The sequence below is a fragment of the Corynebacterium endometrii genome, assembly GCF_004795735.1.
GTDB classification, from domain to species: domain Bacteria; phylum Actinomycetota; class Actinomycetes; order Mycobacteriales; family Mycobacteriaceae; genus Corynebacterium; species Corynebacterium endometrii.
On the sequence record NZ_CP039247.1, the window covers coordinates 1,186,033 to 1,200,410 of the forward strand.

At 57.1% G+C, this 14,378-nt stretch carries 12 protein-coding genes; all 12 read left to right on the forward strand.

Annotated features, from left to right (window positions below):
- Positions 1–16 precede the first annotated feature (16 nt).
- The 12 genes from pheT (at position 17) to tyrS (ending at position 13,838) form a co-directional block, all read left to right on the forward strand.
- Positions 17–2,524 carry a phenylalanine--tRNA ligase subunit beta gene (gene pheT / locus CENDO_RS05345; protein WP_136141113.1) on the forward strand — a complete coding sequence of 836 codons (2,508 nt, stop codon included), beginning with the start codon at positions 17–19 and terminating at the stop codon, positions 2,522–2,524.
- A gap of 165 nt (positions 2,525–2,689) precedes the next feature.
- Entirely contained in the window at positions 2,690–3,160 is a 471-nt protein-coding gene (locus CENDO_RS05350; protein WP_136141114.1) for a hypothetical protein, read from the forward strand.
- 81 nt (positions 3,161–3,241) lie between these two features.
- Positions 3,242–4,285, forward strand: coding sequence for an N-acetyl-gamma-glutamyl-phosphate reductase (argC, locus tag CENDO_RS05355; protein WP_136141115.1), 1,044 nt, complete (start codon positions 3,242–3,244; stop codon positions 4,283–4,285).
- 52 nt (positions 4,286–4,337) lie between these two features.
- The gene (gene argJ, locus CENDO_RS05360; protein WP_136141116.1) at positions 4,338–5,498 is read left to right on the forward strand and encodes a bifunctional glutamate N-acetyltransferase/amino-acid acetyltransferase ArgJ; all 1,161 of its coding nucleotides are present in this window, start codon (positions 4,338–4,340) and stop codon (positions 5,496–5,498) included.
- A gap of 51 nt (positions 5,499–5,549) precedes the next feature.
- Positions 5,550–6,494 (forward strand): acetylglutamate kinase, encoded by a 945-nt coding sequence (gene argB, locus CENDO_RS05365; RefSeq protein ID WP_136141117.1) that lies wholly within the window; start codon positions 5,550–5,552, stop codon positions 6,492–6,494.
- A complete protein-coding gene (locus CENDO_RS05370; protein WP_136141118.1) occupies positions 6,491–7,669 on the forward strand; it encodes an acetylornithine transaminase in 1,179 nt (392 codons plus the stop codon). The genes argB and CENDO_RS05370 overlap by 4 nt, the downstream gene beginning before the upstream one ends.
- Positions 7,670–7,699: 30 nt before the next feature.
- Positions 7,700–8,650, forward strand: a complete 951-nt coding sequence (argF, locus tag CENDO_RS05375; protein WP_136141119.1) for an ornithine carbamoyltransferase — start codon at positions 7,700–7,702, stop codon at positions 8,648–8,650.
- Entirely contained in the window at positions 8,651–9,139 is a 489-nt protein-coding gene (locus CENDO_RS05380; RefSeq protein ID WP_136141120.1) for an arginine repressor, read from the forward strand.
- A 178-nt stretch (positions 9,140–9,317) separates the two neighbouring features.
- Positions 9,318–10,538: an argininosuccinate synthase gene (locus tag CENDO_RS05385; RefSeq protein ID WP_136141121.1), complete on the forward strand. Its 1,221-nt coding sequence runs from the start codon at positions 9,318–9,320 to the stop codon at positions 10,536–10,538.
- Positions 10,539–10,541: 3 nt separating this feature from the next.
- Positions 10,542–11,972, forward strand: a complete 1,431-nt coding sequence (gene argH / locus CENDO_RS05390; protein WP_136141122.1) for an argininosuccinate lyase — start codon at positions 10,542–10,544, stop codon at positions 11,970–11,972.
- Between the two features lie 336 nt (positions 11,973–12,308).
- Complete coding sequence (locus CENDO_RS05395; protein ID WP_136141123.1) at positions 12,309–12,497, forward strand: Trm112 family protein; 189 nt, start codon at positions 12,309–12,311, stop codon at positions 12,495–12,497.
- Between the two features lie 69 nt (positions 12,498–12,566).
- On the forward strand, positions 12,567–13,838 hold the full coding sequence (tyrS, locus tag CENDO_RS05400; protein ID WP_136141124.1) for a tyrosine--tRNA ligase: 1,272 nt from the start codon (positions 12,567–12,569) through the stop codon (positions 13,836–13,838).
- Positions 13,839–14,378: the final 540 nt, after the last annotated feature.

The following is a 14,378-nucleotide window of genomic DNA, read 5'->3' on the forward strand; positions in this document are numbered from 1 at the left end:
GAGAGATTTAGATACGATGCTTATTTCCCAGAATTGGGTAACCCGCCTGCTAGAGAAGAACAATCCCGGCTGGAGCGTCTCGCCTGAGGAACTCGATGCGGGTTACGTGCGTGTTGGCTTCGAGACGGAGGGGTATGAGTCTCTTCCGGAGGTGAAGGGCCCGCTGGTCATCGGACAGGTGGCTGAGATTGAAGAACTGACCCAGTTTAAAAAGCCTATCCGCTACTGCCAGGTAAACGTTGGTGACGCCAATGGCACCGGCGAACTGCAGGGCATTATTTGCGGCGCGCGCAATTTCAAATTGCACGATTATGTGGTGGTTTCGCTACCTGGCGCGGAACTTCCTGGTGGATTCAAGATCGCCGCACGCGAGACGTATGACCACATCTCCAACGGAATGATGTGTTCCGCAGCTGAGCTTGGCATTGCCGATAAGTCTGAGGGCATCATCACCCTTGATGAGTCCTTCGCCGACCACGTGGGTAAGGACGCGCGACCGTTCATCGGCCTAGAGGACACGGTCTTTGACGTAAACATCACACCTGATCGCGGTTACGCGCTCTCCGCCCGCGGATTGACCCGCGAGTTGGCGTCCGCCTTCAACCTGGAGTACGTGGATCTAGCCGAGGATACGTCCGTGTCTGGCATCGATGTCTCCCGCGTGCCCGCACCATCCGGTGAATTAATAGATGTTGATTTGCGTGAAGAAACCAAGGTAATGCGCTTTGGCCTGCGCAAGGTCACCGGCATTGATCCAGAAGCCGCTAGCCCCTTCTGGCTGCAGCGCGAGTTGATGCTGTCCGGTCAGCGCCCGGTGAACGCGGCCACCGATGTGACCAACTACGTCATGCTGCTGCTGGGGCAGCCGATGCACGCTTTCGACGCAAACCTCGTGTCCGGCAACTTGGTTGTCCGCAATGCTGAGGCCGGGGAGAAATTCGAAACCTTGGATCACGTGAATCGTGAGCTCAACGGAGAAGACGTGGTCATCTGCGATGACAATGGCATCCAGTCTTTGGCTGGCGTCATGGGCGGAACCACCACTGAGATCAGCGATTCCACCACCGACGTCTACTTCGAGGCGGCAACCTGGGACCCGATCACCGTTGCCCGAACCTCCCGCCGCCATAAGCTCTCCTCTGAGGCATCCCGCCGATTCGAGCGAGGCGTGGATCCAGCCGTGGTCGAGGTGGCGCTGGATTACGCATGTGCGCTTCTCGTTGAGATTGCTGGCGGCACCATCGAACCGGGACGGACCATCAAGGGCGAGGTACCGGCCGTTGACGCGATTGAAATGCCGGCATCGATGCCTTCAACGTACGCCGGTGTGGATTACCCGCGAGAGACGGTATTGAACCGCCTCCGCGAGGTAGGTTGTGCGTTGGAGGAAAAGGGCGATGAACTCGTTGTCACCCCCGCGACCTGGCGCACCGATATTTCAATGGACGTGGATCTGGTTGAAGAAGTCTTGCGCCTCGAGGGCCTTGAGGACATACCTACCATTTTGCCAACCCCTAAGGGCGGCCGCGGCCTGACCCCTGCACAGAAGCGTCGCCGAGCAATTGGTCATGGACTGGCATACGCCGGCTACGCCGAGGTGCTTCCGAGCCCGTTCATCGCCAACGATACTTTTGACGTGTGGGGCCTCGATGAGGCCGACGAGCGCCGGAAGACGGTTGAGGTGCAAAACCCTCTCGAGGCGGATAAGGCCATCCTTGCCTCAACCCTGTTGCCTGACATGCTGGTGGCTCTGGGGCGCAATGTCGCCCGCGGCCGCACTGACCTCGCTCTGTACGGACTCCAGCAGGTGTCCTTCAAGAGGTCTGATGCATCCCCGATGCCTTCGGTTGAGACCCGCCCTGAGCAGTCCGTCGTAGATGAGCTGGTTGCGTCGCTGCCGTACCAGCCGCTCCACGTGGCTACGGTCGCTACCGGCGCCATTGAGCACGCTGGACCATGGGGCGATGGCCGCGCTTATACCTACGCGGACGCAATCGAGTCAGCGCGATTGGTAGCCCGGGCTTCCGGCGTTGATGTAACAGTTGAAAGCGCTGAGAACCTTCCTTGGCACCCGGGCCGCTGCGCGGCTATCAAGGTAGGCGAGACAGTGGTGGGTTATGCGGGTGAGCTTCATCCTCAGATCCTCGAGGCGCTTAATCTGCCTGCTCGCACCTGCGCGATGGAACTGTGCGTCACGGATCTGCCCTTGGACGAGGCGTTCCCAGCGCCCGTTTTGTCCGCCTTCCCGGCGCTCCACCAAGACATTGCACTGGTGGTGGACGAGTCCACGCCTGCCGAAGCCGTGCGCCAGGTTGTTGAGGAAGCCGCAGGCGACCTGCTCGAAAGCGTCGAACTATTCGACATCTTCCGCGGTGAGCAGCTGGGTGAGGGCAAGAAGTCCCTAGCCTTTAAGCTGGTCTTCCGTGCCGGCGATCGTACTCTGACCGACGATGAGGTCAATGAACATCGTTTGGCAGCGGCCAAACTGGCCAAGGCTAAGCTGGGCGCGGAGATGCGCGCTTAAGCACTAGCTAAACACTTCATCATGGGGGCGTTGACTGCAAAAGGTCGGCGCTCCCATTTGTTATGTCCGCATCCCGCGGCGTAACACGGCTCACAATAGTTTCGATAATCAAAGTGAAGGCAATTGCCATTCAGTCATAGCAATTCAGAATGTGAGGTGCATGAAGTGTTTGATGTCAAGAAGATAATCATCGCAACCACGGCGGCCATTACAGTTGGCCTTGGCGGCGCTGCAACGGCGCAAGCGCAGGAGTACGGGCCAATCACTGGCTGGTCAAACGCCGCAGGAACAGTCAAGTGCGATCACCTGACGGTAGATGGGAAGCACTACATCCGCTGCGTGTCACCTGAAGCGGTAAAGGTGATGCCTGAATGCAGCCCGCCACAGGAGCTGGTCCCATCATTTAGCCTGGAGAACGGCCGTTCCTTCGCCAGCTGCTGGAATCAGGGTTTGGTTGCACAATCCCACCCGGTGCGGGTCGCGTGGCAACTTTTCCAGAAGGGGGATATCTGGATTTTGCCAACCGCGAGCCAGGGATTTCATTTCTTTAGCCTTCGTGGATACCACGGCTATGCAGGCCCAGATGCGGTGGATACTGCCGCGGGTTTAGGTAAATTGTCGTCGCGACTGTTCTGAGTCAGAGCCCGCGAACGGGGTTGCGCCACGCCGGATTAATGCATAATTTACATCCGGATGCATATTTGTTACTATTCCTGCATGACTATCAGTGTAGCTATCGCAGGTGCCACCGGGTACGCCGGTGGCGAAATTTTGCGCCTTCTTCTGTCGCACCCGCTCTACCTTTCGGGTGAACTGAAAATCGGCGCGTTGACCGGCCATTCCAATACCGGCCAAAAGGTAGGGGAGCTCATGTCTCATGTGACCCCGTTAGCTGATCGCGTCATCGAAGACACCACGCCAGAAGTCCTGGCTGGCCATGACATTGTCTTCTTGGGCCTGCCTCACGGCCTTTCAGCAGAAATTGGTAAAGCTTTAGGGGACAACACCACGGTCATTGACTGTGCGGCTGATTTCCGCTTAAAGAACGCCGAGGACTGGCAGGATTTCTACGGCACAGAGCATGCCGGCACTTGGCCATACGGCATTCCAGAGCTGCCTGGCCACCGCCAGGAATTGGCCAAGTCCAACCGGGTTGCGGTACCAGGTTGTTTCCCAACCACTATTACGTTGGGTGCACTGCCAGCAGTAGCAGCGGGCCTCATCGAACCAGACTTGACGGCTATCGCCGTCACGGGAGTATCGGGAGCGGGTAAGAAAGCCTCGGTCGCGCTGTTGGGCGCTGAAACCATGGGCAACGTGCGTGCCTATAACCCTGGCGGACGCCATCGCCACACGCCAGAGATTATTCAAAACCTGTCAGAAGTAACCGATGAACAGGTATCGGTTTCGTTCACTCCCGTGTTGGCGCCGCTGTCCCGCGGCATTCTGGCAACGATTACCGCGCCACTCAAAGCAGGCGTCGACCAAGCACAAGCTACGCAGGTTTATCAAGACTTCTATGCCGATGAAAAGTTCTGCCACGTGCTGCCTGTTGGTCAGCAGCCGGAAACCCACAACGTGACCGGTTCGAACATGGTCCATATTCAGGTTCACGTCGATGAACGCGCCGGCAAGCTGATCATGACGGCAGCGCTGGACAACCTCACCAAAGGCACCGCTGGCGCCGCAGTTCAATGCATGAACATCACTCTTGGCATCGATGAGTCCATGGGCTTGCCGCAGGTCGGACTGGCACCATAAGTATTTTTTGATTCACACGACATATTCCCACGACCCAAGGAGAATCTCCACAATGAGCACCACCGGAGTAACCGCCCCGCAAGGCTTTACTGCTGCGGCAACCACCGCCGGAATTAAGCCTTCGGGCAAGCCTGACATGGCTCTTGTCGTCAACGAAGGTCCACGTTTCGATGCGGCAGCAGTGTTTACGCGAAACCGTGTGGTTGCGTCTCCAGTGAAGTTCACGCGGGATAGCTCCGCGGACGGCCAATTGAAGGCCGTGCTGTATAACTCGGGCAATGCGAATGCCTGCAACGGCCAGCAAGGCGATGCGGACGTTGAACAGGCGGTGTCAAAGGCAGCACAATTGCTGGGCCTTCAGACAAACGATTTTGGAGTGTGTTCCACTGGCCTGATCGGCGAATTGCTGCCGATGGACAACGTGCTGGCCGGCATCGATCAGTTGGCTCAGGGCTTGGGCGATAATGGCCAGGCCGCGGCTGAGGCGATCATGACCACCGATACCGTCGCTAAGGAATCGGTAGCTACCGGCAACGGCTTTACCGTGGGTGGAATGGGCAAGGGCGTTGGCATGATGGCGCCGTCGCTGGCGACGATGCTGGTGTGCATTACGACTGATGCCATTGCTAGCCATGATGCCCTTTATAAGGCGCTGGTTGCCGCGTCGAACGTAACCTTTAATACCTTGGACATCGATGGTTCGACATCGACCAATGACACCGTCATCGTGATGGCGTCGGGCGCATCCGGCGTAGAACCATCCCAGGACGAACTCAACGCAGCTGTCCTTGAGATCTGCACGGATATTGCCAATCAGATGCAGGCTGACGCAGAGGGTGTGACTAAAAGAGTCACCATCACCGTCAAGGGCACGGACAGCGACGAAGATGCCCTCAATGCGGCACGTACCGTGGGTCGCGACAATCTGTTCAAGTGCGCGATGTTTGGCTCTGATCCCAACTGGGGTCGCGTGCTAGCGGCCGTGGGCATGGCCGATGCTGCAATGGATCCCGAAAAGATTGCCGTGCAATTCAACGGCCAGGCGGTGTGCGTCGATTCCACCGGGGCGCAGGGGGCCCGCGATGTGGACCTATCGGGCGCAGACATTGACGTCCTCATTGACCTTGGTACCGGAGGCCCAGGCACGGCTATGGTGCGCACCACCGATTTGTCCCATGCCTACGTAGAAATCAACTCCGCCTACAGCAGCTAGATTCTTCTAGAGTGCCGCGACTCCAGTTTCCCCGTAAGGAGCTTAGAGAATATGACCTTCAATCTTGGTGATATCACAAACCATGATCGAGCCACCGTGCTTGCCGAGGCCTTGCCCTGGCTGAAGCACTACCGTGACAAAATTGTGGTGGTCAAGTACGGCGGCAACGCCATGGTCGATGAGAAACTCAAGGAAGCCTTCGCGGCCGACATGGTGTTTTTGCGAACCGTTGGCTGCAAACCCGTCGTGGTTCATGGCGGCGGACCGCAGATCAACGAGATGCTCTCCAGGCTGGGGATCGAGGGCGAGTTCAAGGGAGGCTTCCGCGTCACTACGCCCGAGGTCATGGACGTTGTACGCATGGTGCTTTTTGGGCAAGTGGGCCGCGGGCTGGTCAACTTGATTAACTCCCATGGCCCCTATGCCGTAGGTACTTCGGGTGAAGATGCCGGGCTGTTTACCGCCACCAAGCGATACGTGGAGCTCGATGGGAAACCAACGGATATTGGCTTAGTCGGAAATATCACAAACGTTAATCCTGAAGCGGTCATGGACATCATCGAGGCTGGCCGCATTCCGGTAGTCTCCACCATTGCGCCGGGCAGCAACGGCGAGGTCTACAACATCAATGCGGATACCGCCGCCGGGGCACTTGCCGAGGCAATCGGCGCGGAGCGATTAGTAATGCTCACCAATGTCGAGGGCCTCTACACAAACTGGCCAAACAAGGACTCATTGGTCTCCAAGATTGTCCCTAACGAGCTTGAAGCGGTGATGCCAAGCCTGGACTCGGGGATGATTCCAAAAATGGAATCCGCGTTATCCGCTGTCCGAGGCGGCGTGAACGCCGCACACATCATCGATGGCCGGATTGCCCATTCAGTGATCCTCGAGCTGTTGACCATGGGGGGCATCGGCACGATGGTGCTGCCCGATGACTACGACCAGGCCAATTATCCCGAGGGGACCGTCTTTAGGAAGGACGAAGAGCAATGAACATTATTCAGAAGTGGGACGAGGCAATCCTCAACACGTACGGCACTCCACCCGTAGCGCTGGTTTCGGGCCAGGGAGCCCGGCTAACAGACGAGGAGGGCAATGAGTACATCGATATGCTCGCCGGCATTGCGGTCAACTCTTTGGGCACCGCTCACCCGGCGATAGTAGAGGCTGTGACCGAACAGATTCAAAGGTTGGGCCACGTTTCCAATCTATTCGGCTCTCAACCCGTCGTGGACGCTGCGGTCAAATTGAGGGCCCGCGTAGGCGATGAGTCCGCGAGGGTGTTCTTCTGCAATTCGGGCGCGGAGGCTAACGAGGCGGCCTTCAAGCTTGCACGCTTGACCGGAAAGCATAGGGTGCTCGCTGCCCACCACGGTTTTCACGGCAGGACCATGGGATCATTGGCCTTGACGGGCCAGCCTTCTAAACGCAAGGCCTTTGAACCGCTACCTACAGGGGTTGAGTTTTATCCGTACGGCGATACCTCCTACCTGAGGGAATTGGTCGAGCAAAACCCCGGGGACACCGCGGCTATTATCCTCGAACCAATCCAGGGTGAGACCGGTGTGATTCCAGCGCCCCACGGTTTCCTCAAGGCGGTTCGTGACCTATGCGATGAGCACGACCTGCTTTTCATTGCCGACGAGGTGCAAACCGGAGTGGGACGCACCGGAAAATTCTTTGGATATCAGGCGGAAGACGTTCTGCCTGACGTTATAACCATGGCCAAGGGGTTAGGCGGAGGACTGCCGATTGGGGCGTGCATTGCCCGAGGCAAGGCCGCTGGACTGTTCACCCCGGGTAGCCACGGCACCACCTTTGGTGGCAACCCGGTGGCGACCGCGGCGGCTAATGCCGTCCTCGACACCGTGGATGGGGCGTTTATTGAAAACGTCAGCGCTAAGGGGGCTTTGCTTGCGGACAAGGTTAGCCAACTCCCGCAGGTCGCTGAGGTGCGTGGTCGTGGCCTTATGCTCGGAGTGGTGCTGAAGGAGCCCATTGCTAAGGCGGCCGTATCCGCGGGTCTGAAGCGCGGCCTGATTCTAAATGCGCCGTCAGAATCGGTAATTCGCCTTACACCCCCGCTTGTCATCAAAGAAGAGGATATCGTTGAGGCAGTAGACCGCCTCGGTGACGTGCTTAATAGTCTCTCGTCGGTGAAGCTTTAAGTTGCGAAGACAAGGAGATGATTGGAAACCATGACTAACACATTGCGGCACTTTTTAGCCGATGATGACGTGACGCCAGCTGAGCAGGCCGAAATCCTTAACCTGGCTATTCAACTGAAGAAAGAACCGCTTTCGGCACGGCCGCTTGAGGGCGGCAAGTCAGTGGCGGTCCTCTTCGATAAAACATCGACCCGGACCCGGTTCTCCTTCGCCGCCGCTATCGCCCATATGGGTGGCAATGCGATCGTGGTTGATTCTGGTGCATCGCAGATGGGTAAGGGGGAGACCTACCAGGACACCGGGGCGGTTTTATCCCGCATGACTGAAGCGATTGTATGGCGAACCTACGCGCACCAAAACCTCGTAGACATGGCTGAGACCGCCACGGTTCCAATTGTTAATGCCTTGTCAGACGATTTGCATCCATGCCAGATTCTCGCCGACCTTCAAACCTGTGCCGAGGAGTTTGGTGGGGTGGAAGCGCTCAGGGGGAAGAAGGCTGTCTACTTGGGTGATGCCGCCAACAATATGGCCAATTCGTATCTGATTGGCTTTGCGACCGCAGGTATGGATATAACGGTAATCGGACCCGAGGGCTTCTTGCCCGAGCAAAAGTTCATTGACCGTGCGCGTACTCGAGCGCAAGAAACAGGAGCTTCGGTTACTGTGTCCAGCGACCCGGCGGAGGCTGCCGGGGCCGATGTCATCATCACAGACACATGGGTTTCCATGGGACAGGAAAATGACGGCAAGGATCGCCGCACGCCGTTTCTTGCTTACCAAGTCAATCAGGAACTTATGGCTCGGGCAGTTAAGGATGCCATTTTCTTGCACTGCCTGCCGGCATATCGCGGCAATGAAGTGACCACCGAGGTTATTGACGGACCTCAGTCCCGGGTATTTGATGAAGCGGAAAACCGCCTTCACGCTCAGAAAGCCTTACTGGTGTGGCTGTTGGAAGGACAAGAAAGGGCCAATTAGATGACCGTTCCGAGCACTCGAAATGCGCGCCAGGCCAAAATTCTCGAAATTTTGGACAAGACTCGTGTCACTAGTCAGGTTCAGCTATCGGATTTGCTGCTTGATGAGGGGATTGACATCACTCAGGCAACGCTCTCTCGCGATCTGGATGAGCTAGGGGCGAAAAAGGTCAAGCGCGACGGTGGACGTTCGTTCTATGTAGTGGGCGATGACCTGGAGCATTTCGATGATCAGGTCAACGGCCCCCGGGAGAAGCTTCGCCGGATGATTGATGAGTTGGTTGTCTCGTCCGATCATTCCGGCAATATCGCCATGCTGCGCACGCCAGCGGGTGCAGCCCAGTACCTGGCCAGCTTTATCGATCGGGTCGGCTTGCCGGATGTAGTGGGCTGCATCGCAGGCGATGACACCATATTCGTCCTGGCACGCGAACCGCTTCAGGGCAGAGAGCTGGCCGAGCGTCTTACCGGCCGCGAGGCGGGTAAGTAGCGACTCACGCCCAACCGCATATATCCGATTCCGGTTATAAAATAGTAGCGCGAGGCTATCCGTCCATTCCATGCATAGGTGTTGTGCTTTGCATGTGATGTATATTATGATAGCTAATGTATATTTTTCGTGGAGTTGTTCCTCCGCGTAACGTCCATTCCACAAGGAGAACATTCTGATGACCGCACGCGTTGTGCTTGCTTACTCCGGCGGACTTGATACCTCCGTCGCCATTCCTTACCTCGCCAAAATGACCGGCGGCGATGTTGTTGCCGTCTCCCTCGACCTTGGTCAGGGCGGCGAGGACATGGAGTCCGTACGCCAGCGCGCATTGGACTGCGGCGCCGTTGAGTCTATTGTCATCGACGCCAAGGATGAGTTCGCTGAGGAGTACTGCCTGCCAACCATTCAGGCCAATGGCATGTACATGAAGCAGTACCCGCTGGTATCCGCAATCTCACGCCCGCTCATCACTAAGCACCTCGTTAAAGCGGCCCAAGAGCATGGTGGTACGCACGTGTCCCATGGTTGCACCGGTAAGGGCAACGACCAGGTGCGTTTCGAGGTGTCCTTCCGCGCCTTGGACCCATCGCTGGAGATTATCGCCCCAGCTCGTGATTATGCGTGGACCCGCGACAAGGCCATTGCCTTCGCGGAGGAGATCAACCTGCCTATTGAGCAGTCAGCATCCTCACCATTTTCGATTGACCAAAACGTATGGGGCCGTGCGGTTGAGACCGGATTCCTAGAGGATCTGTGGAACCCGCCCACAAAGGACCTCTACGCCTACACCGAGGATCCTGCGCTGGGTAATGCGCCGGATGAGGTGGTCATCTCCTTCGAGAAGGGCAAGCCGGTGGCGATCGATGGCAAGCAAGTTACGGTCCTTCAGGCCATCGAGGAACTTAACCGCCGTGCCGGTGCGCAGGGCATCGGTCGACTCGACATGGTCGAGGACCGCCTCGTGGGCATCAAGTCCCGCGAGGTGTACGAGGCGCCCGGTGCTGTGACGCTTATCAAGGCGCATGAGGCACTCGAGGACGTCACCGTCGAGCGCGAGCTGGCCCGTTACAAGCGCCTTATCGACGCTCGCTGGTCAGAGGAGGTCTACGACGGTCTCTGGTACGGCCCGCTGAAGAACTCGCTGGACGCGTTCATCGCCTCCACCCAGGAGCACGTCACTGGCGATATCCGCGTCGTGCTGCATGCGGGTCAGGTCACAGTTAATGGCCGCCGTTCCTCCGAATCCCTGTACGATTTCAACCTTGCCACCTACGACACTGGCGATACCTTCGACCAGACCTCCGCCAAGGGCTTTGTCCAGCTTCACGGCCTGTCTGCGCAGATTTCTAACCAGCGCGGCCGCGACGGTGGCTTCCCAACCGGAGCTGAGAAGTAGATTATGCAGCAGCACAAAACCAATGAGGGAGCCCTGTGGGGCGGCCGCTTCTCCGGCGGCCCTTCTGAGGCGATGTTCGCTCTAAGTGTCTCCACGCACTTTGACTGGGTGCTTGCGCCCTATGACGTCCTAGCATCCAAGGCCCACGCCAAGGTGCTGCACAAGGCTGGATTGCTGTCCGACGCGGACCTTTCCACCATGCTCTCCGGCTTGGACGAGTTGGGGGAGAAGGTAGCCTCGGGCGAATTTCGCCCATTGCCTTCCGACGAAGACGTTCATGGGGCGATGGAACGCGGCTTAATCGATATCGTCGGCCCAGAGGTCGGCGGCCGCCTTCGCGCTGGTCGTTCCCGTAACGATCAAGTTGCCACCCTGTTTCGCATGTGGGTGCGCGACGCGGTGCGAGACGTGGCCATCCAGGTTACCGAGTTGGTCGATGCTCTCGCCTCCAAGGCGAAGGAGCATCCGGACGCAATCATGCCGGGAAAGACCCATTTCCAGGCGGCCCAGCCAATTCTGCTCGCGCACTCCCTCCTCGCCCATGCACAGCCACTGTTGCGCGATGTGGATCGCCTCAAGGACTTGGATAAGCGCTTAGCGGTAAGCCCGTACGGTTCCGGCGCCTTGGCTGGTTCCTCACTCCAGCTGGATCCCGAGGCTATTGCCGAGGAACTTGGATTCGATTCTGCCGTGGAAAACTCCCTCGACGGCACCTCCAGCCGCGACTTCGCCTCCGAGACGGCCTTCGTCCTGGCGCAGATTGCGGTTGACATGTCACGCCTTGCGGAGGAGATCATCGCATGGTCCACCCCAGAGTTTGGCTACGTCATTCTCCATGACGCTTGGTCTACGGGGTCCTCCATCATGCCGCAGAAGAAGAATCCTGACGTTGCTGAGCTCACCCGTGGCAAGACCGGACGCCTTATCGGAAACCTTGCCGGCTTGTTGGCTACGCTTAAAGCCCAGCCGCTGGCTTACAACCGCGATCTGCAGGAAGACAAAGAGCCCATCGTCGATTCAGTTGCGCAGCTCAACCTGCTCCTGCCTGCAATGACGGGGCTCGTCTCGACACTGACGTTTAATGAGGAACGCATGCGTGAGTTAGCTCCGCAGGGTTACACCTTGGCCACCGACCTGGCCGAGTGGATGGTCCGCGAAGGAGTTCCTTTCCGCGAGGCGCATGAGGCCTCGGGGGCCTGCGTTCGCATTGCCGAGGGCCGCGGCGTGGACCTCGTAGACCTCACCGACGAGGAACTGGCCAGCGTCGATTCTCGCTTGACGCCAGCCGTCCGCGACGTGCTTACCATCGACGGCGCGGTAGCCTCCCGCGCCACCAAGGGCGGCACCGCAGGCGTGCGGGTTCAGGAACAGCTCGCTAGGGTCGTTGAACTCTCTCGCGAATACAACGAGTGGGGGCACCACCGCTTGTTCTAGACCCTTACTAAACTAAAACTCCCAATTAGACTACTTTGCCTTCCCGAAACGGGAGGTTCTAGTCCCTAATTGGGAGTTCTTTTACATTTGCCGGACTATGTTTCATTCCAAAGCCTGCAGATATATCGGATTTGCAAGTGCGGTAGTAGGCAAAACGTGGGGCTTTGAGTGAGGCGGATAGCGTCCAGATACTAAGGGGTATCAGCGTATTTCGCTTACCGATCGATAGCGTTTAATGCCTAGGAACGGTACGCAGCTTTAGATTTTTGATAGGCCTCCCGACTGCCGAGGCCCAATGTGCGACAGTGATGGTGCGATGGGGTAGTATTTTGCACCATGAGTCTAGATCCGCAGCTGCTAGAAATACTCGTTTGCCCGCAGGACAAGGGACCATTGGAGTATCTCGAAGGCGAGAATGTTTTGGTTAACGAGCGGCTGGGTATCGCCTATCCCATTGAGGATGGTATTCCCGTAATGCTTGAAGGCGAGGCGTATCTGTGGCCGCCCAAAGATAGTGGGGAATAAGCGGCGATTGCTGCTTCGTAGGCATATACAAAACACTCATCTCACCTGTTTTTACATCAAAGGATTAACATGACTTCGAACATCATCGATGAGCTATCGTGGCGTGGCTTGATTAACCAGTCCACTGACCTGGAGGCGCTTCGCGAAGAGTGCCAGCAGCCGATCACGCTGTACTGCGGTTTTGACCCGACCGGTGATTCCTTGCACGCTGGCCACTTGGTCCCGCTTATTATGCTGCGCCGTTTCCAGCAGTTTGGGCACCGACCCCTGACCCTAGCCGGCGGCGCCACCGGGTTTATCGGGGACCCCCGCGACGTTGGTGAGCGTTCCATGCTGACCCAGGAGGTACTGCAGCACAATCTTGAGTCGATTAAAAAGCAACTTCGGAAGTTTGTCGACTTTGAGGGCGCGGGCAACAATGACGCCGTGATGGTCAATAACGCAGATTGGACCATGAAAATCTCGGTGATTGACTTTCTGCGTGATGTGGGAAAGAACTTCTCCCTCAACACCATGCTTGACCGCGACACCGTAAAACGCCGCCTCGAATCTGACGGAATCTCCTACACCGAGTTTTCCTACATGCTGCTTCAGGCAAACGACTATGTGCAGCTCCATAATGACTTTGACTGCGTACTGCAGATCGGCGGCGGGGATCAATGGGGCAACATCGTTTCGGGCGTTGACCTGAATCGCCGAGTAAATGGCGCGAAGGTACACGGTCTCACCGTTCCGCTGGTAACCGACGCATCCGGGCAGAAGTTCGGTAAGTCCACCGGTGGAGGAAAACTATGGTTGGATCCCGAAAAGACTTCCGCTTACTCGTGGTACCAGTACTTCCTCAACGCGGGGGATAGCGTTGTCATTGACTACTTGCGTTGGTTTACTTTCCTCACTCAGGAGGAGATTGCCGAATACGAACAGGCCGTCAAGGAAGAACCCTTCAAGCGGGCGGCACAGCGTCGCCTCGCTCAGGAGCTGACCACCCTGGTGCACGGGGAAGAGGCCACTAGGTCAGTGGAGCTTGCAGCGCAAGCTTTGTTCGGCCGCGCAGAGCTGGAAGAACTCGACGAAACGACGCTCGCCGGTGCACTGGCTGAGACTACCGTCGCCGAAATTACTGGCGACGCCCCTCGCACGATCGTCGACTTGCTGGTAGCTACGGGTCTGGCTGCTTCGAAGGGCGCCGCCCGCCGCACGATTAAGGAAGGCGGTGCGTATGCCAACAACAAGCGAATCGAGACAGAGGAATGGCAACCAGGGACGGAAGATCTCCTCCATGGGTCCTGGATAGTTCTTCGTCGAGGTAAGAAGAACTTCGCCGGCGCGAAATTTATTTAACAACCGGCTCTACGAATCCCGTCACGTCATTCGGCACAAGCTATGCCGTAAGCGTGACGGGATTTTTGCTACATGAGCTGGCGATTTGTAAGTGTTTCGGTAGAGGTGTAACTTAATCCAGGCAGCCGCGAGGGAGTCAACAAAAAGACAAACAAGCGGGGCTGGAAAAGTTCGAAATTGACTTTTCAAAAAGTTAATGTAAGATGAATATTCCAGCTGTCAAGCGCGGAGAAGCTTCAGAATAACAATGCTTCGAAGCCTTGTGCCAATGATGTTTGAGAACTCAATAGTGTGCCAATGTACTTAATTTTTTCTGCAATGGTTTGTGTTGTGGTTGGTTTGTTTGTGCTGGCTGGGCTTGTGTGGTCTGGTTGGTTGGTGTGTGCCGGGTGGCGTGTTTCGATATGTGCGTCACTGTAAATAATGAATATTGTTTATCGGCTATCACTTGGATGAATCGCTGCAATCTTCGATTGCACGGCCAAGCCTGCTGTGACCCCGTCGGGTAGGGGGTTTGGTTGATTTTTCTTTAGTTATAGT

Excerpts from the sequence above, each read along its gene's own strand:
- tyrS (WP_136141124.1), top strand. The coding sequence starts at position 12,567 with ATGACTTCGAACATCATCGATGAGCTATCGTGGCGTGGCTTGATTAAC.
- argB (WP_136141117.1), top strand. The coding sequence starts at position 5,550 with ATGACCTTCAATCTTGGTGATATCACAAACCATGATCGAGCCACCGTG.
- CENDO_RS05385 (WP_136141121.1), top strand. The coding sequence starts at position 9,318 with ATGACCGCACGCGTTGTGCTTGCTTACTCCGGCGGACTTGATACCTCC.
- CENDO_RS05370 (WP_136141118.1), top strand. The coding sequence starts at position 6,491 with ATGAACATTATTCAGAAGTGGGACGAGGCAATCCTCAACACGTACGGC.
- argH (WP_136141122.1), top strand. The coding sequence starts at position 10,542 with ATGCAGCAGCACAAAACCAATGAGGGAGCCCTGTGGGGCGGCCGCTTC.
- argC (WP_136141115.1), top strand. The coding sequence starts at position 3,242 with ATGACTATCAGTGTAGCTATCGCAGGTGCCACCGGGTACGCCGGTGGC.
- argF (WP_136141119.1), top strand. The coding sequence starts at position 7,700 with ATGACTAACACATTGCGGCACTTTTTAGCCGATGATGACGTGACGCCA.
- argJ (WP_136141116.1), top strand. The coding sequence starts at position 4,338 with ATGAGCACCACCGGAGTAACCGCCCCGCAAGGCTTTACTGCTGCGGCA.
- pheT (WP_136141113.1), top strand. The coding sequence starts at position 17 with ATGCTTATTTCCCAGAATTGGGTAACCCGCCTGCTAGAGAAGAACAAT.
- CENDO_RS05380 (WP_136141120.1), top strand. The coding sequence starts at position 8,651 with ATGACCGTTCCGAGCACTCGAAATGCGCGCCAGGCCAAAATTCTCGAA.
- CENDO_RS05395 (WP_136141123.1), top strand. The coding sequence starts at position 12,309 with ATGAGTCTAGATCCGCAGCTGCTAGAAATACTCGTTTGCCCGCAGGAC.